The organism is Sediminibacillus terrae (assembly GCF_009602435.1).
In the GTDB taxonomy this organism is placed as follows: Bacteria; Bacillota; Bacilli; order Bacillales; family Amphibacillaceae; genus Sediminibacillus; species Sediminibacillus terrae.
Genome location: NZ_VZDQ01000024.1, coordinates 244379 through 260788, shown reverse-complemented (window position 1 = coordinate 260788; position 16410 = coordinate 244379). Strand labels below are relative to the sequence as shown.

The 16410-nt window shown below is 45.9% G+C and carries 15 protein-coding genes and 2 pseudogenes; 12 read left to right on the top strand and 5 right to left on the bottom strand.

The window, feature by feature from the left end:
• The first annotated feature begins 14 nt into the window (after positions 1-14).
• The 3 genes from liaF to F6X55_RS12465 are packed head-to-tail and all read left to right on the top strand — an operon-like array spanning position 15 to position 2405.
• Positions 15-740 carry a cell wall-active antibiotics response protein LiaF gene (gene liaF / locus F6X55_RS12475; protein ID WP_153463681.1) on the top strand — a complete coding sequence of 242 codons (726 nt, stop codon included), beginning with the start codon at positions 15-17 and terminating at the stop codon, positions 738-740.
• On the top strand, positions 737-1777 hold the full coding sequence (locus F6X55_RS12470; protein WP_026771930.1) for a sensor histidine kinase: 1041 nt from the start codon (positions 737-739) through the stop codon (positions 1775-1777). The genes liaF and F6X55_RS12470 overlap by 4 nt, the downstream gene beginning before the upstream one ends.
• On the top strand, positions 1770-2405 hold the full coding sequence (locus tag F6X55_RS12465; protein WP_026570889.1) for a response regulator: 636 nt from the start codon (positions 1770-1772) through the stop codon (positions 2403-2405). The genes F6X55_RS12470 and F6X55_RS12465 overlap by 8 nt, the downstream gene beginning before the upstream one ends.
• A gap of 36 nt (positions 2406-2441) precedes the next feature.
• Here F6X55_RS12465 and F6X55_RS12460 read toward each other — a convergent pair whose 3' ends face one another.
• The 3 genes from F6X55_RS12460 to F6X55_RS12450 form a co-directional block, all read right to left on the bottom strand.
• Positions 2442-3056: a YpmS family protein gene (locus F6X55_RS12460; RefSeq protein WP_026570888.1), complete on the bottom strand. Its 615-nt coding sequence runs from the start codon at positions 3054-3056 to the stop codon at positions 2442-2444.
• A 25-nt stretch (positions 3057-3081) separates the two neighbouring features.
• Positions 3082-4017 (bottom strand): SGNH/GDSL hydrolase family protein, encoded by a 936-nt coding sequence (locus tag F6X55_RS12455; protein ID WP_153463679.1) that lies wholly within the window; start codon positions 4015-4017, stop codon positions 3082-3084.
• 447 nt (positions 4018-4464) lie between these two features.
• The gene (locus F6X55_RS12450; RefSeq protein WP_153463677.1) at positions 4465-5433 is read right to left on the bottom strand and encodes a sugar phosphate isomerase/epimerase family protein; all 969 of its coding nucleotides are present in this window, start codon (positions 5431-5433) and stop codon (positions 4465-4467) included.
• A 176-nt stretch (positions 5434-5609) separates the two neighbouring features.
• Here F6X55_RS12450 and F6X55_RS12445 point away from each other — a divergent pair, with 176 nt between their 5' ends.
• The 9 genes and pseudogenes from F6X55_RS12445 (at position 5610) to F6X55_RS12405 (ending at position 14155) form a co-directional block, all read left to right on the top strand.
• A complete protein-coding gene (locus F6X55_RS12445; RefSeq protein ID WP_026570885.1) occupies positions 5610-6599 on the top strand; it encodes a LacI family DNA-binding transcriptional regulator in 990 nt (329 codons plus the stop codon).
• Positions 6600-6714: 115 nt separating this feature from the next.
• Positions 6715-7686 (top strand): substrate-binding domain-containing protein, encoded by a 972-nt coding sequence (locus F6X55_RS12440; RefSeq protein WP_026570884.1) that lies wholly within the window; start codon positions 6715-6717, stop codon positions 7684-7686.
• Between the two features lie 87 nt (positions 7687-7773).
• The gene (locus F6X55_RS12435; RefSeq protein ID WP_153463674.1) at positions 7774-9288 is read left to right on the top strand and encodes a sugar ABC transporter ATP-binding protein; all 1515 of its coding nucleotides are present in this window, start codon (positions 7774-7776) and stop codon (positions 9286-9288) included.
• The gene (locus F6X55_RS12430) at positions 9281-10255 is read left to right on the top strand and encodes an ABC transporter permease (RefSeq protein WP_026570882.1); all 975 of its coding nucleotides are present in this window, start codon (positions 9281-9283) and stop codon (positions 10253-10255) included. Before F6X55_RS12435 ends, F6X55_RS12430 begins: the two co-directional genes overlap by 8 nt.
• A 10-nt stretch (positions 10256-10265) precedes the next feature.
• Positions 10266-11336, top strand: coding sequence for a Gfo/Idh/MocA family protein (locus tag F6X55_RS12425; RefSeq protein ID WP_153463671.1), 1071 nt, complete (start codon positions 10266-10268; stop codon positions 11334-11336).
• Between the two features lie 97 nt (positions 11337-11433).
• Positions 11434-11631 (top strand): DUF2188 domain-containing protein, encoded by a 198-nt coding sequence (locus F6X55_RS12420; RefSeq protein ID WP_026570880.1) that lies wholly within the window; start codon positions 11434-11436, stop codon positions 11629-11631.
• Positions 11632-11963: 332 nt separating this feature from the next.
• Positions 11964-12743 (top strand): annotated as a pseudogene (locus F6X55_RS12415) (class I SAM-dependent methyltransferase).
• 285 nt (positions 12744-13028) lie between these two features.
• Positions 13029-13941 (top strand): annotated as a pseudogene (locus tag F6X55_RS12410) (TIGR01777 family oxidoreductase).
• 49 nt (positions 13942-13990) lie between these two features.
• Positions 13991-14155, top strand: a complete 165-nt coding sequence (locus F6X55_RS12405; RefSeq protein ID WP_153463668.1) for a coiled-coil domain-containing protein — start codon at positions 13991-13993, stop codon at positions 14153-14155.
• Between the two features lie 16 nt (positions 14156-14171).
• On the opposite strand, the gene F6X55_RS12400 is transcribed toward F6X55_RS12405, so the two are convergent.
• On the bottom strand, positions 14172-14474 hold the full coding sequence (locus F6X55_RS12400) for a hypothetical protein (protein ID WP_153463665.1): 303 nt from the start codon (positions 14472-14474) through the stop codon (positions 14172-14174).
• A gap of 141 nt (positions 14475-14615) precedes the next feature.
• Complete coding sequence (locus F6X55_RS12395; protein ID WP_153463662.1) at positions 14616-16382, bottom strand: PLP-dependent aspartate aminotransferase family protein; 1767 nt, start codon at positions 16380-16382, stop codon at positions 14616-14618.
• Positions 16383-16410: the final 28 nt, after the last annotated feature.

Below are 16410 nucleotides of genomic sequence, written 5' to 3'. Positions count from 1 at the left end.
AGAGGAGCAGCCTTATGTTTAATCGTAAAAATACAGACCTCATCGATATGATCTTGCTAATTACGGTCGTCATTTTTGTGTTTGAATTGCTTTTTGATGGACCTTGGCTTCTCTTCTTTATTTTCCTTTACAGTGCGGCCATTTACTATGGTCGGAAGCGGATTGACAAATCTTGGGGAAGACTCGTGTTTTGGGCAGGCTTGGTCGGACTGATCATCATGATTCTCAACACGGTCGCCTTCAAATTCTTACTATTAACCATCGTCGCTTATTTTGTGCTCAAATGGTATCATTCCAAAAAACAACCGGTGTACTATCAGCCGCAATTTGGGGAGAATGGCACGAATGGAGAGACTGTCCAGCGTCCGGCGATGTTCACCAATAAATGGTTCGGCCGCCAAAAAACCAGCACAGGGGCATACGAATGGCAGGATATCAATATTCAGACAGGTATCGGCGATTCGATTATCGATATGAATAATACGGTGCTGCCAAAAGGGGAGTCGGTCGTTTTAATCCGCAATCTCTTCGGCAACATCGAGATACTTGTCCCTTATGAAATAGAAATAAGCATCAGCCATTCCACCTTGTTGGGAACCGCCGAGATTCTTGATTACGCAGAAGATCACATGTGGAACAAGGTTATCCATCTCGAAACCGAAAATTACCACCAGGCGAAACAAAAGGTGAAAATCGTCACTTCGATGCTGGCCGGCAAAATAGAGGTGAAGCGCATATGAAAAACGTCGTGCAACGCTCGCTTGTCGTCGGTTTGTTGACGGCTTTGGTTTTGCTGGTGGTATTCTCGGTCGTATTCTGGATTGGTTTTCCGTTCGATGACTGGGGGGCTCTTTGGCAACGAAAAGTATGGGAATTGCCGTTTGCCGTATTTATCATCGTGATAACATTGGCGGCAGGGGGCAGCTTCGGAATTGCGGAAGGACTTTTTTGGAAAAAACAATTAAGCTTATTGGAAACGGTGCTGGATAGAAACCAGGACTATAAGCGAACTCTTGAGGAATCTGCTTCGTTGGCTGAAGTGCGTGCCATACAGGAGAAAGCTGCAAAACTCCAAACCTATATTTACGACCAGACAAAACTTGCTCAAAAAATGGCAACCGAGCGGGTGGAGAGCCAAGAGAAGGAAATCGAGCGTGTCATATCGGAGGAAAGAAACCGATTGGCCAGAGAGCTGCACGATTCCGTCAGTCAGGAGCTGTTTGCTGCTTCGATGTTGATTTCTGCGCTCAATGAACTGAATAACGATGAAGCAGTCTCTTTGCAGTTGGAACAAATCGAAGCGATGGTTCAGCAGTCCCAGCTGGAAATGCGGGCGCTGCTCTTGCACTTGCGGCCTGCTGCATTGAAAGGGAAATCTCTTCAGGAAGGAATCGAACAGCTGCTGGGAGAGCTGAAACAAAAGGTCCCGATAGATATTTCCTGGAAAATGGACGACGTACAACTTGAAAGAGGGATTGAAGATCATCTTTTTCGCATTTTGCAGGAGTCAGTGTCCAATACATTGCGCCATGCTAAAGCCCACGCACTGGATATTCTGCTCATTGAAAACGGAGACCAGGTCATTTTACGGGTGATCGATGATGGGGTGGGGTTCCATGTGGAAAAAAGCCAGTCCGGATCTTATGGGCTGCAGAATATGAAAGAACGGGCGGCCGAAGTGGGGGCTGCCATCAAAATCATTAGTTTGCCGGATAGAGGGACGAGATTGGAAGTAAGAGTGCCGGTAATAAAGTCAGAGGGTGATGGACATGATTAAGGTATTGTTTGTCGACGATCATGAAATGGTCCGGATCGGGGTAAGTGCTTATTTGACTACCCAGCCGGATATCGAAGTGATCGCCGAAGCCGATAATGGAAAAAAAGCGATTGAATTGGCGCTGGAGCTGCGTCCGGATATTATTCTGATGGATCTGGTCATGGAGGGGATGGATGGAATCGAAGCGACAGAAAAGATTGTCCAAGCCTGGCCGGAAGCGAAAATCATTGTCGTGACCAGTTTCATTGACGATGAAAAAGTGTATCCTGCTCTAGAAGCGGGTGCTTCCAGTTACTTGTTAAAAACATCTAAAGCCAGTGAAATAGCACAGGCAATCCGTTCCACATACCAAGGAGAAGCGGTATTCGAGCCAGAAGTCACCAATAAGGTGATGGCAAAAATGAGAAACAGAAGGACGACTCTTCCGCATGAAAGCTTGACGGCTCGGGAGATGGAGGTGCTGTTACTGGTCGCACAAGGAAAGACCAATCAGGAAATTGCTGACGAATTGTTCATCGCCCTGAAAACAGCAAAAGTGCACGTCAGTAACATTTTAAGCAAGCTGGAGGTACAGGATCGCACCCAAGCTGCGGTGTATGCCTATCGTCAGGGACTTGTTCCCGAATAAAAAGCGGCCAACCTTACAAGGTTGCCGCAGGCGGCATCAAAGCCCCAGCGTTTCATTAGGCACCTTGATGCGGAAGGAAATATCATCATTCTCCAAATCAAATTTTTCCGCTTTGACTTTGAAGTTACTCTTCATTTCCATTTGGGTGATGGCAATGTAAATCGTTTCCTCTTCTGGATTGACGACCACCCAATCAGGGGTCGGGTAGCTTTTATTCAGATATTCCAGCACTTTTCTTTTGGGCAAATACAGCAATCCCAGGGAAATGTCTTTTTGTTTGAGGACGAGGTCCCCGTTTTCCTGGACAATCGGCTCCAACCGGATGGAAAAAGGGATTTCTGCACTGAAGGCTTTGAGTGATCCGGTAAACTCCACATCATCTTCCATGGATACCTCATATTTTCCGGTAGTATCGTTGAACATTTGATCAACATAAGCGTTGACCAGCTCACTTAAGTTTTGCTTGCTGGAAGTGACTGTGAATTCAGCTCCCGGTGTTTGTTCCAGCTCTTCCCAATCAAGTGACGGGTTTGACCAGGAAGGGATGAATATCAGAAACAGAAGGAGCAGGATAACAGCTATATTTATTCCTGCAAGTACAAGAAACCAACGTTTCCAGTTCCTCTGTTTCTGCGATTTTTCTTCACTCATTGTTCTATTCCCCTCTTGTTAAAGCTTATTCTGAACGTTCTATTTCCGGCCTGATATATTCAAGAACCCGTTCAGCTATTAATTTATATCCGGTGTTATTTGGATGGAAATTATCTTCGTAAAGCAAATCTTGATCTGTACTTGCAAACAAATCCTTGGTTGGAATATAGTTGACTTGTTCATATTCCAGAGCCACTGTACTTCCTGTACCGTTCCAATCGTCGATAATCTGCCCTAATTGTTCGACATCGCTGAAGTAGTTTTCGAATGGATTATAAAATCCGATTAAATAGATGGTGGCATCAGGATTTAATTCCAACATCTTATCAAATATTTTTCGAAGCCGCACCATGTAATTTGCCTGTTCTTTCACAAATGGTTCGTATTCCAGGTTGGTGAAGTTGTTTTTCACTACTTTCATGATATCATTCGCACCGATGGTGACGAGTACGATATCGGCTTCTTCGATGGAATTCTTTATTTCAGTCTGGTCCAACCGTTTCAACAGCTGGTCGGAACGGTTTCCCCGTTTACCGTAATTGACGATGTCCACTTTTTGTTGGCCGTCATCGTTCAAGGTGTTCCCCAGAATTCCAACATAACCGCCATTATGAGAAGTATCACCTACCCCTTGTGTAAGCGAATCCCCGATTGCGACAATGTCCAGATCCTTTTTGACAAATAACCCGAGGGCGCTCTCGATCACCTGGCTGACCTTATCTTTGATATCTTCTGCCAAGGGCTGTTCTTCTTCTTCTGTCTCTTCGGCTTTTTGCAGTTTTGTATCATCTGGTATTTCTTCAGTCACTTCCAGATCTTTTTCCTGTGTTTCAGGACTGAAATTTTTTTCGGCATTGTCGCTTTCAGATGTCTGGATTGCCTGAAAGGTGACAATAGCCAGTAGCAAAATCAATAAAACGGCACCGATGATAGTCTTGGAGTATTTATTACGCAACGTCATCACACCTAATAGAAATTGATAGAAAATCCGTATGAAAAGAAATGGGTCTAATATCCGGTGAAATGGATACTTGAAATTTATTCGTTGGCTTGCTTTTCCGCTTCGCACGTATCGATTGTGTACGTTCCGATGCACAAGTCCACGCGGCCCTGAACTTCTAGGTCCTTCTCACCTTCCATTGTGAACACGCACTAAAAGAATATTCCCTTTAGCTTGATTTCAAAAACTTGGGCAGAGGGATTCCGGCCTTCCATCTGTCACCGGAAAAACCACGGCATAGGCCGATGTATCGTTAGTATTAGTATACAATATGATAACATGTCTTGCGTTACCAGCGATAATTATTTTCATGGGGAATCATTGGAAAACGAGGGAGGGGGGAAGCATAAACCGGACCACAAGCTGGTGTCCGGTTTATGTAAAAGTGAACGGTCTGGCAGGCGCGTTTCAAGCCCACCACATGTTCCCTACAGGTTCTTTCAGCATGATGGGCCGAAGGTTCTCGATGGCTTTGCTGAACCCTTCATCAATGGACATCAGTCCGTCTTCATGTTCGATACTGACCGCGTAATCATAGTCGACGAGCCGCAGGGTGCTGACAATATCGGACCAGACTTTACGTCCATGCCCATAGCCGACCGTGCGAAAATACCAGGCTCTGCTCCGCAATTCTGAATAAGGAGTCATGTCGGTCAAACCATGCATGTTCGTATTCTGCTGATCAATGATGGTATCTTTCGCATGAAAGTGATGCAGGGCCCCAGCATCTCCGAGTATTTTGATGGCTTCCACAGGATCTATCCCCTGCCACCACATATGACTTGGATCTAAATTTGCTCCGATTGCTGGACCGCAGGCTTCACGCAGCCTCAACATGGTGGCGGGCGTATGTACGGAGAACCCGCCATGCAATTCCAATCCGATTTTCACGCCATAGGCGGCTGCATAATCGTTTATTTCTTTCCAGTAAGGAATCAGTTTTTCATGCCATTGCCATTCCAATACTTCTTGATAGTCGTGCGGCCATGCTGCCACCGGCCAATTAGGGTAAAGTGCACCCTCGTGATCTCCGGGACAGCCGGAAAATGTGTTCACAACCTGCACGCCTAACTGTGAGGCTAATTTAATGGTTTTCCGCAGTAATATGTCAGCGGGCACCGAAACTTTTTCTTGTGGATGCAGGGGGTTGGAGTGACAGCTTAATGCACTGATCATTATCCCTTTATCGGTCAATTTTTTCAGCATTTCCTGTTGGGCTGAGTGCTGATCGATCAATTCCTCGATAGGACAATGATCATTTCCGGGGTACCCTCCGGTTCCTAGCTCAATTGCTTCCAGCCCCTTGGAAGAAACATAGTTAAGCATGTCATCAAATGGTTTGTCAGCGCATAAAACAGTAAAAACACCTAACTTCATCATCTTTCCCTCCTCTATCATTATTAGAAAATACAGATTGTAATCCATTACATCCATAACATAAACCATAGGGATATTTACCAAGAAACGGTTGACAGCAATGAAATCGTACAGTACTATTTGTATTGTAAACGATTACAAAAAATTACGCAATGCAGAAAGAAGGACTCGGAAAGATGGCAACAATCCACCAAGTGGCCAAACAAGCGGGAGTCTCGGTCGCGACTGTTTCCAGAGTTTTAAATGGACAAAATTCTGTCACGGCAAAGACGAGAATAAAAGTAGAAGATGCAATCAAAAAATTAAACTATGAACCCAGCCTTCTCGGCCGGAATTTGAGAAATTCAGAAAGCAGGCTGCTGCTTGTCCTGATCCCGAATATCTCGAATCCTTTTTACTCGGAAATCATCAACGGCATTGAAAACACGGCGATTGAGTTAGGTTATAATATCCTTTTGTGTGAAACCGATACAAATGTGGAACGGGAGAACATCTATTTTGACCTGGTCCGAAAAAAAATGGCCGATGGCATCATCTCCATGGATCCTGCCGTTAACATCGACACTCTTATCCAGCTCGCCGAAAATCATGCGATCATCCAGTGCAGCGAGTATGCTGTCGACAGTGGCATCCCATATGTGACCATAGACAATGCTGAGGCAGCCTATCGTGCGGTGAAACATTTGATAAGAATCGGACATCAGCGCATCGCTTTGATAAATTCGGACGAAAAATACCTTTATGCCCGCCAGCGTCAGCTTGGTTACCAGAAAGCATTAGAAGAAAACAAGATGGAACTAGAGGACAGTTTGATTGTCCATACACAAGGGTTGGACTTTTCTTATGGCCAGCAGGCAATGAAAAAAATCCTTGCGCAGGAGGAACGTCCGACAGCGATTTTTGCTGTATCTGATTTACTTGCAATCGGTGCGTTGAAGGAAATCCACAACCAAGGACTGAAAGTACCCGAGGACATCGCTATCATTGGGTTTGACAAGATCGCTTTTTCCAATATGACCTATCCTGCCCTGACAACGATTTCGCAGCCGATGTATGCAATGGGGAAAGCTGCTGCGGACATGCTGGTCAAGAAAATCCAGGGAAAAGAAGTGGAAAGTCTCATTTTGGATCATGAATTAGTCATTCGGGAGTCTACGCTAGGTTAATCAGCAACTAAGACCGGCACTGTGGTATCAAATCCATTTTGATAGCAGAGTGCTGGCCTTATATGTAAACGATTACATTAAAGCGAGCTTCCAATAACAAAAAAGGGGTGGAGAAGTGAGAAAACTACTTGTTTTGTTTTTGTCTATGTTGGTTTTAGGCGGACTTGCAGCATGTGGAAGCGGTGAGGAAAGCGGTGGAGAAGCTTCGGGAGAAGATGGCGATCTTACAATTGGTATATCCTTGCCATCGGCAACACACGGCTGGATGGGAGCATTGATCGACAACGCGGAAAAACAAGCACAGGAAATAAAGGAAGCAGAAGGAATCGACTACGTAATGACCAATGCAGCGGATCCCAACAAACAGGCGAATGATGTAGAAGATTTGATTTCCCAGGAAGTGGACGTCATTGTCATGCTGCCGATTGAATCTGCAGCACTATCACCTGTCGGTCAAAAAGTGAAGGATGCAGGCATTCCGTTGGTGATCGTTGACAGGGAGCTTGAAAATGATGCTGCGACTGTCGTGGTGAAAGGCGACAATGAAGGAATAGGGGTCAATGCAGGAAAATACTTTATAGAACAATTGGACGGGAATGGAAAAGTGGTCGAAATTACCGGTCCTCCGAGTTCTGTCACAAATCAACGAGGCAGCGGATTCCAGGAAGCGATGGATGGGGAAGACGGCATAGAGGTGATCGCTTCGCAAAATGGAGACTTTTCGAAAGAAGCGTCATTGGAAGTCATGCAGAATATTTTGCAAGCGCATTCACAAATAGATGCTGTATTTACCCAGGACGATGAAATGGCGTTAGGTGTTCTCCAGGCGATCAAGGAAGCGGGCCGGGACGATATCCAATTTATCACAGGAGCCGGCGGCAATAAAACCGTATTCGAGAATATGCAGGAGGATGGATTGATAAAGGCGACCTTCCTCTATTCGCCGACCATGGTCCGGGATGCTGTGTCCATTGCAGCAGACCTTGCAAAAGGGGAAGAGCCGGAAGAAGAAATGGTGGTCAAGGAGGCAACCCAGGTAACCAAAGAGAATGTGGATCAATTCTATAATGAAGACTCCAAATATTGAGCTGACAGAAGGGTAAGGAAAGGCGCGGAAAAAGGGCATACAATCGATAAATATTGTATCCCTTTTTCTGATAGGGAGTGATGTAAAGTGAGCGGTAATTATGTATTGGAAATGGAAAATATCGATAAATCGTTTAATCGCGTTCCTGTACTCAAACAGGCCAGTCTCTGTTTGGAAGAAGGAGAAATACATGCTTTGCTGGGGGAAAACGGAGCTGGGAAATCTACATTGATGAATATTTTGGGTGGCATTTTTCCTGCCGACAAAGGAACGATCAAGGTGAATGGTAAGCAAGTGGAAATGATCGACCCGCGCACCTCTCAGCAGCTCGGCATCAGTTTCATTCACCAAGAATTAAACGTCGTCGCAGATTTGAAGGTTTATGAAAACATGTTTTTAGGGAGGGAAAGAAGAAACCGGTTAGGACTGCTGAAAGTAGAAGAAATGTGCCGGAAGACGAGCGAGGTACTTGCCGGACTAGGAGTGGAAATCGACCCCAAAGCTTATGTGCGCCAGTTGGATGCCTCCTACAAGCAATTGATCGAGATTGCCAAGGCACTGCTTCAGGATTCCAAAATCATCATCATGGATGAACCGACTACAGCTCTGACAGAGCATGAAGTGCACCGGTTGTTTACCTTGATGAAAAATTTAAAAGCGGCCAATGTTTCGATTATTTATATTTCCCATAAGCTGAAAGAAATCCAGGAAATTTGTGATCGTTATACCGTCCTGCGGGATGGAAAAATAGTCGGCTCAGGCCGGGTGGCTGATCAAAACGTGACGGCCATTACAAAAATGATGGTCGGAAAATCTGTGTCGGAAGAACGTTTTGTTCACAACCATGCAGCTGGAAGGAAAATGCTCCATGTAACCGGATTGACAAGCGCTGGTCGTTTCCGGGACATAAACTTTACGCTGCATGCCGGAGAGATTCTCGGTTTTACCGGGTTGGCCGGTGATGGTCGTACAGAATTGTTTGAAAGCATATTTGGATTTAACAAGACGTCTTCCGGCAGCATCGAGGTAGAGGGGCGTTCTGTCCCAATCAACCATCCTAAACAGGCGTTGCAGGCTGGTATAGGTTTTGTCCCAAAAGACCGAAAAGAGAATGCAATCATCAAAGACTTAAGTGTCTACCACAACATGAGTATTTCTGCTCTTTCCCACTTTGAACGGATGGGTTTTCTTCAACCGAATCAAGAAAAATCCCGGTTTCATCATTTTAAAGAAGCTTTGAATATAAAGGTGCACGATCCAAAGGTGACGATCGATAAGCTTTCCGGAGGCAATCAGCAAAAAGTCGTCCTGGCAAAATGGCTGGAGGTCGATACCCCCATTCTCGTTTTTGACAACCCGACCCAGGGGATCGATATCGGCGCCAAAAGGGAGATCTATCAATTGATCGTCCAGTTGGCCGAACAGGGTAAAGCGATCATCATTCTTTCTTCCGAAGTGCCGGAAATTCTCAAAGTCTGCCACACTATTCATGTGATGTATCAAGGGGAGATAACGGCAAAATTGAAACGGGACCAAGCTAACGAGGATGAAATCATGAAATATGCCACTGGCTCAAAAAGGGAGGTGGAACACATTGGCTAGTCCAGCAATCAAACAAGAAAGTACACAACCCCCGGACAAAAACAGGCACCTGTCCTGGCTCTGGTCCGAATATAGTGTAATCATTGCTTTTGTGGTCATATTTGTCTTGGCATCCTTGTTAAATCCCCGATTTTTGGACGTCAATAATCAATTGAATATTTTGATGCAGGTCTCGATCATCGGTATTGTCGCCCTGGGAATGACCATCGTCATGCTTTCAGGCGGAATCGATTTGTCGGTCGGCTCTGTCCTGGCACTTGTCGGTGTTGTCTCGATTTTGTCCCTGAATGCGACCGGAAGTATCCTGTTGGCGATATTGACAGCATTTTCTGTCGGAGCGTTTGCCGGGCTTTTGAATGGACTGATGGTTGCAAAGGGGAGAATTGCGTCCTTCATCGCCACATTGGGAATGATGGCGGGAGCAAGGTCGATTGCCCTCTACATTGCTGACGGAGGCAGTATCTCTGGAGAGGTAACCAGCTTCACAGCGATAGCAAACAGTGAACTGTGGATCATCGATTATCCCATTATCATTTTTTTAGTAATGACAAGTCTTGTTTATGTATTGATGCAAAAAACACGATTCGGCAGGTATGTCTACGCGATTGGAAGCAATGAGAAGGCGGCTTTGTTATCCACTATACGTGTCGACCGTGTCAAAATAGGTGTTTACAGCCTGGCGGGCCTCTTGGTAAGTGTTGCCGCAATCATTGAAACCTCGAGACTGAACTCGATATCTTCCTCTAGCTCCGGCCAGGCCTACGAGCTGGATGCAATCGCCGCGGTCATCATTGGCGGGACGAGGATGACTGGTGGGAGAGGAAAGGTCCTCGGAACGTTTTTCGGCGTTCTGATACTCGGCATTTTGAACAACATGATGAACTTGATGAATGTTTCGCCCCATTTACAAGGGTTTGTAAAGGGCTTGATCATCATCGTGGCAGTAGTTTTCCAGAAGCGGGAATAGGAGGATGTTTATGAAGTTGAAGGCAGGTATTATCGGCTGTGGATCGATTGCCAAGTTTCGCCATGCACCCGAATACAAAGCAAATCCGTATATCGATGAAATCGTTTTTTATGACCGAAATCCGGAAAGAGCGGAAATACTGGCCGACCAATTTGCCGGATCGGTTGCAGCATCTCTGGACGATTTAATAACAGATCCGACGATTGATATCATCAGCGATTGCTCCTCGAACGAATTTCATCCCATCAATTCTGTAAAAGCGTTACTAGCCGGGAAGCATGTACTTTGTGAAAAGCCGATCGCATTGACCATCGAAGGTGCAGAACAAATTGTCCAGGCCCAGAAAACCTCAAGCAAGAAACTGATGATCGATCATAACCAGCGTTTTACTAGGGCCCATCAAAAAGCAAGACAGTTAATAGAGAATAAAGAACTCGGAGAAGTCCTCACCTTTAAAACAAGCTTCGGCCATGCAGGTCCTGAACGATGGGGGATAAATAAAACGAAATCCACCTGGTTTTTCTCCAAGGAGCGATCCGGGTTGGGAGTCGCCGGTGATTTAGGGATTCACAAAATCGATTTGCTTCATTATCTGTTGAATGATGGAATAAACCAGGTAAGTGCCTTTCAAGGATCTTTAGATAAAACCGGCATTACCGGGGAACCGATAGAAGTGTGCGACAATCTTGTATGCACCTTGAAAACAGCCGGCGGGCGCATTGGGACGGCTTCCTTTTCCTGGACTTATTATGGTGAAGAGGATAACAGCACGATTATTTATCTGACGGGTGGAATCATAAAAATATATCATGACAAGGACTATCCTCTGCTTGTCATAGAAAAGGATGGTTCCATAGCCAAGTATCAATTGGAAACCATCCAGACCAATGATGACCAAACGAACAGCGGTGTAATCGATTCATTTGTGGATAGTGTCCTTCATAATAAGAAGCCGGCCGTGACAGGGGAAGATGCGCTTGTGTCGTTAAAAGTCCTCCTGGGTATCGTGAAAGCGGCAGAAACAGCTACGGTCGTTCAGGTCAACCAAAGCACTGCAAAATTAGAAACCAAGAACGTATAGGTGCAGCGGCTCAGATAGTATAGGTTTGGTTCGCAGAGCAGTCGGGAATTGTTTTGTACACAAAGAATAAAGCAATTTCTGAAAGGGAGCGATAGACATGAAAGAATATAGCGTAACACCAAACAAAAATGCAGAAGGCTGGTATGTAAAAATCGAAGACGTAGCTCCGACTGATTTATACAGCAAAAAAGACGATGCAATCGCAGAAGCTGAAAAGTTGGCATCCAACGATACACCAAGTCGCTTGATGATTTTAGACGAAAACCACGAAATCGTCGAAGAGAAAAAATACTAAGACAAAAGCATATAACACCAAAAAGCCAGCTCACCACGAGCTGGCTTTTTTAAGGTAAGGGGTCAGTCCCTCTCCGGCTCATGATGGTGCAAAATCCCCTTGGAGGGGTCAGTCCCCAAAATTGCAGAAATCCTTGGCAGATAAGGATTCCTGCGAAAAATCAACCTGAATCAATGAAAGAATCGGCTTGATGGGGACTGACCCCAAGAGCATGACCCCAAGAGCAAAATTCGGAAGGAGGGACTGACCCCCGTCTTGACCCCCGTCTTGGCCTATTTATGATACGCTGGTAAAAACATATAAAAAAGACTGGGAATAGGGAGGAGACAGAGATGGATACGACAAAGCAAAATAGTAATGCCTGGGATCAGAAAGTGGAAGAAGGCTCTCGTTATACAAAATCGGTCAGCAGCGAAACGGTTGAAAAAGGTAAAGCAGGCGAATGGAATATCACTGTCACTACTGAAAAGCCGGTACCGCGCAGCTGGTTCCCGCGCCAATTAGAAGGATTGAAGGTCCTTTGCCTTGCGTAAGGTGGAGGGCAGCAGGCTCCTGTTCTGGCAGCTGCCGGTGCCCAGGTAACCGTCACCGACATATCACGAAAGCAGTTGGAAAAAGACAGGTTGGTTGCAGAACGGGACGGGCTGTCGTTGCACACTGTGCAAGGGGATATGCGTGATTTAAGTGTCTTTGAAGACGAAACTTTCGATATGATCATCCACCCTGTTTCCAATTTGTTCGTGGATAACATCCGCCCGGTGTGGAAAGAAACGGCAAGGGTGTTAAAAAAGAAAGGAACATTGATAGCCGGATTTACGAACCCGCTGTTGTTTATTTTTGATGACCAGCAGGAACAAAAAGGGATTCTTGATGTGAAGCATCCCATTCCCTCTTCAACTTTGGATCAGTTGCCTGAAGAAGAAGTGGAGGATCACATTCGCTCCAACCAAACCATTGAATATGCCCATACCATGGAAGACCAAATACAGGGACAAATCGACGCTGGTTTTGCAATAACGGGCTTTTATGAAGATGATTTCGGAGGAACCCGGATTTTAGATCAATACATCAAAACGTTTATCGCGACAAAGGCAGTAAAAGTGGTTTTGTGACCCTATAAAAAGCGACAGCTCATCCTTATATGAGCTGACTTATTTCATGCCGTAATCACTTCTTTGCCAACCAATGCTGCTGATAATGTGACGTTTTGGCGTAAAGTTGATAATTATTCACGATTAGCGGCTTAAACACCCCTATGGAGGTGTAAGCCGGAAATGCGTAGAGAAAAATACCTTCGAAGGGGAACCTGTCATGGGCACTCCGTTAATATGTTAAAATGAACCCAAAACATCAAGAGGCAACCAATTCAGATAAAAATTCAGATTGGGGTTTTGACGATGAAAAAGGTTATCCTCGCAGGGGGAACAGGATTTATCGGGAATTATTTCAAACGGAGGTTCGAAGAGAAGGGATATAATGTAGGAATCATATCGAGACAGCCCTCTTACCTATCATGGGACGACAGGGATGGCATCAAGGAAGCTTTGGAAGGGGCGGATTTGCTCGTCAACCTTGCTGGCAAGTCGGTAAATTGCCGTTACCATGACAAAAACAAGCGGGAAATCCTGCATTCAAGAATCGAAACGACGACTATTCTCGGCGAAGTTATCAAGACATGTGATAAGCCCGCCGCCGATTTGGCTCAACTCCAGCACCGCCACGATTTATCGACATGCCGAAGATCGGCCGATGACGGAAATAAACGGAGAAATAGGAACGGGATTTTCTGTGGACGTGGCAGAAAAATGGGAAGAAGCATTCTTTTCTTTTGATTTACCAGAAACAAGACAAGCTGCTCTGCGAACCGCTATCGTTTTAGGCCCGGGAGGAGGGGTGATGACCCCTTATTTAAACTTGGTGAAATTCGGTCTCGGCGGGGCACAGGGATCCGGAAAGCAAATGTTCAGCTGGATTCATGTTGAAGACCTGTTTCAAATCGTGCTGTTTTTACAGGAGAGGGATGATTTGAGCGGTGTCTTTAATTGTGCAGCACCCACCCCTGTACATAACCGGGAATTGATGAAGATTTTAAGAACAGAGCTAAACATGCCTGTTGGCCTGCCTGCACCGAAATGGATGCTGGAAATGGGTTCGATATTGATCCGGACAGAGACGGAACTTGTGCTAAAAAGCCGCTGGGTGATTCCGGATCGGCTTGAACAGGAGGGCTTCCAATTCAGGTTCAATACGCTTGATAAGACAATTAAAGATATTCTTCAGCAGAACAAGAGTGCTGGCGTATTTGGATAAAAAATCAGGAGACACTAGCAAAATTACCAGTGACACAGGAGGGATAACGGTGGCGGAAATAGGTTTATTGTTTGTCATGGCAATCGCCGGTGGAATCGTAGCTCTGTTCGGCTTCTTTGGCATGATCAACAAAAGAGTGTCTGAGCCGAAAAGGGAACTTCAGAAAAGGGTGGAACAGCTGGAGGAAGAGGTGCGGGAGCTGAAAAACAAATAATTGCAAATTGGTCAGATCAGCCGAGAGATGTCAGACGCTTTGCCTTTCGTTTATGTAAAAAAGTGATGATCGTGGTTTTTAATGATGCATAAGAACCGATGGCGGCATAGCCATAAAACCATCCCATAAAAATCCCGGCAATCAAACTGCCGCGGTGACTAATGAAAACAGATATTGCCAACCCAATCACAAGTGCCAGTGTCGGCACGAATTTTTTTGGAACGCGGAACAATACTTTTATCAATTGAGTGACAATCATGACGGCTGGTACTGCTATTACAGCGTCCCAAAAGTTTGTATGTATCGTCGGAAAATCCATCCATGTCTCCTCCTTTTCAAAGATAGTATGAAAGGATTTAACGAATTTATGCAAGTCTTTGTACATACAAAAGCCGCTTGGGAATTTTCAAGCGGCTTTTGTTGAGGGAAATATTCTATTTTCATACCGATTCTTGCCTGCTTAGGCGTGGACCGGCTGCTTTCTTGTATCTCCGCTTCTCAGTCTCACCGCTTCTTGGTATGGGCAGAGACTTTCGACAACGGTAATCCCTTGCACGCGCGCCTGATCGGTGACATCCAGGCTAGTACTCTGGGAATCGAGCCACAGTATTTTTGTTTCAACCTGGCCGTCATTTGCCAGTAAAGCCTCTGCAGCGAGTGTGTCCTGTGTATAAACGACATCGATTTCTTCCTCTATTGCTGCCACATTCGCCACTGGCGTCTCACCTAGAATTGGCTCATTTCCATTGTGGACCGGAATGACTTTAAATCCGAGATTTTGCAACTTCGCAGCTGTTCGATACACCGGCAAATTTTCATCCGGCTCTAATCCAAGAACGGCTATCGTTTTTTGCCGGAGCCCGTTTGTCCGGTCGAATGGTGAGTGAAGCGCCCATTGTACTGCCTTTTCATTTGTGGCAGTAATGGTGGGCTTTGTACCGGTAGCTTGTGCGATTGCCTGATCGAGATCCTGAATCAAGTCCTCTGCGGTTTCAATACCGATCGAAAGACGAATCAATTCTTCCGTAACACCACTTTCCTTCAATCCATCTGCATCAAGCTGCTGGTGGGTGGTGGAAGCGGGATGGATAATCAGTGATTTGGCATCCCCGACATTGGCTACATGCGACCAAAGGGTGATGTTGTCGATCAACTGCCGTCCTGCATCGCGTCCGCCTTTGATACCGAAAGTAATAATGGAACCTGCCTTTCCGTTCAAGTATTTTTCTGCAAGTTGGTGTGAAGGATGGTTTTCCAATCCTGGATATGCAACCCATTCCACTGCTGGATGGTCGCTTAGGTAACCGGCGACCTGCTGGGCGTTTTGGTTATGCTTTTCTACACGCAGATGCAATGTTTCCAGACCCTGCAACAGCAAAAATGCGTTCTGCGGGCTCAGGCAGGCGCCGATGTCGCGCAACAGCTGTACGCGTAGCTTCGTAGCAAAGGCTGCCGGTGCAGTGTCGATGGCATACCTGATGCCGTGATAGCTTTCATCAGGCTGAATGAATTCAGGGAATTTTTCATTGTTCCAATCAAAACGTCCGCCATCGACGACTACCCCTCCGATTGTCGTACCGTGTCCGCCGATCCACTTGGTAGCAGAGTGTACAACGATGTCCGCTCCCCAGGTAATCGGTTTGGTTACATACGGAGTGGCAAATGTATTATCGATAATCAACGGGATATCGTGTTCATGTGCAATCGCAGCGATTGTTTCCACGTCAAACACATTCAGGCTTGGATTGGTGATGATTTCGCCAAAGACCGCTTTGGTTTTGTCGGTGATAGCTGCACGGACGTTTTCCGGATCCGAAGCATCCACAAAGGTGACATTGATTCCGTAGCGAGGCAGTGTTTTGACAAACAGGTTATAAGTGCCGCCGTAAAGATTGCTGTCGGCTACGATTTCATCGCCGCTCCCTGCCAAGTTCAGAATCGACAGAGTAATGGCAGCCATGCCGGAAGAGGTGGCAACTGCCGCTACGCCGTCTTCCAACAGAGCGATCCGTTGTTCAAAAGCATCCACAGTCGGATTCATGATGCGCGAATAAATATTGCCAGGTTCAGCCAGGGCAAAAAGATTCTGGGCGTGCTCGGTATCACGGAATACATAGGATGTCGTTTGATAAATCGGGACTGCCCTGGAGCCTGTCGCCGGATCTGGTGTCTGTCCTCCGTGAAGAAGTTGTGTTTCGGTGCCTTGCAAATGGAATGGGTTTGTCATGTTAATTCCTCCTAAGCGGGATAATTCT

Bases quoted from the DNA above. Each gene is read 5' to 3' on its own strand.
- liaF (WP_153463681.1), top strand. From the start codon at position 15: ATGTTTAATCGTAAAAATACAGACCTCATCGATATGATCTTGCTAATT.
- F6X55_RS12470 (WP_026771930.1), top strand. From the start codon at position 737: ATGAAAAACGTCGTGCAACGCTCGCTTGTCGTCGGTTTGTTGACGGCT.
- F6X55_RS12465 (WP_026570889.1), top strand. From the start codon at position 1,770: ATGATTAAGGTATTGTTTGTCGACGATCATGAAATGGTCCGGATCGGG.
- F6X55_RS12460 (WP_026570888.1), bottom strand. From the start codon at position 3,056: ATGAGTGAAGAAAAATCGCAGAAACAGAGGAACTGGAAACGTTGGTTT.
- F6X55_RS12455 (WP_153463679.1), bottom strand. From the start codon at position 4,017: ATGACGTTGCGTAATAAATACTCCAAGACTATCATCGGTGCCGTTTTA.
- F6X55_RS12450 (WP_153463677.1), bottom strand. From the start codon at position 5,433: ATGAAGTTAGGTGTTTTTACTGTTTTATGCGCTGACAAACCATTTGAT.
- F6X55_RS12445 (WP_026570885.1), top strand. From the start codon at position 5,610: ATGGCAACAATCCACCAAGTGGCCAAACAAGCGGGAGTCTCGGTCGCG.
- F6X55_RS12425 (WP_153463671.1), top strand. From the start codon at position 10,266: ATGAAGTTGAAGGCAGGTATTATCGGCTGTGGATCGATTGCCAAGTTT.
- F6X55_RS12420 (WP_026570880.1), top strand. From the start codon at position 11,434: ATGAAAGAATATAGCGTAACACCAAACAAAAATGCAGAAGGCTGGTAT.
- F6X55_RS12400 (WP_153463665.1), bottom strand. From the start codon at position 14,474: ATGGATTTTCCGACGATACATACAAACTTTTGGGACGCTGTAATAGCA.
- F6X55_RS12395 (WP_153463662.1), bottom strand. From the start codon at position 16,382: ATGACAAACCCATTCCATTTGCAAGGCACCGAAACACAACTTCTTCAC.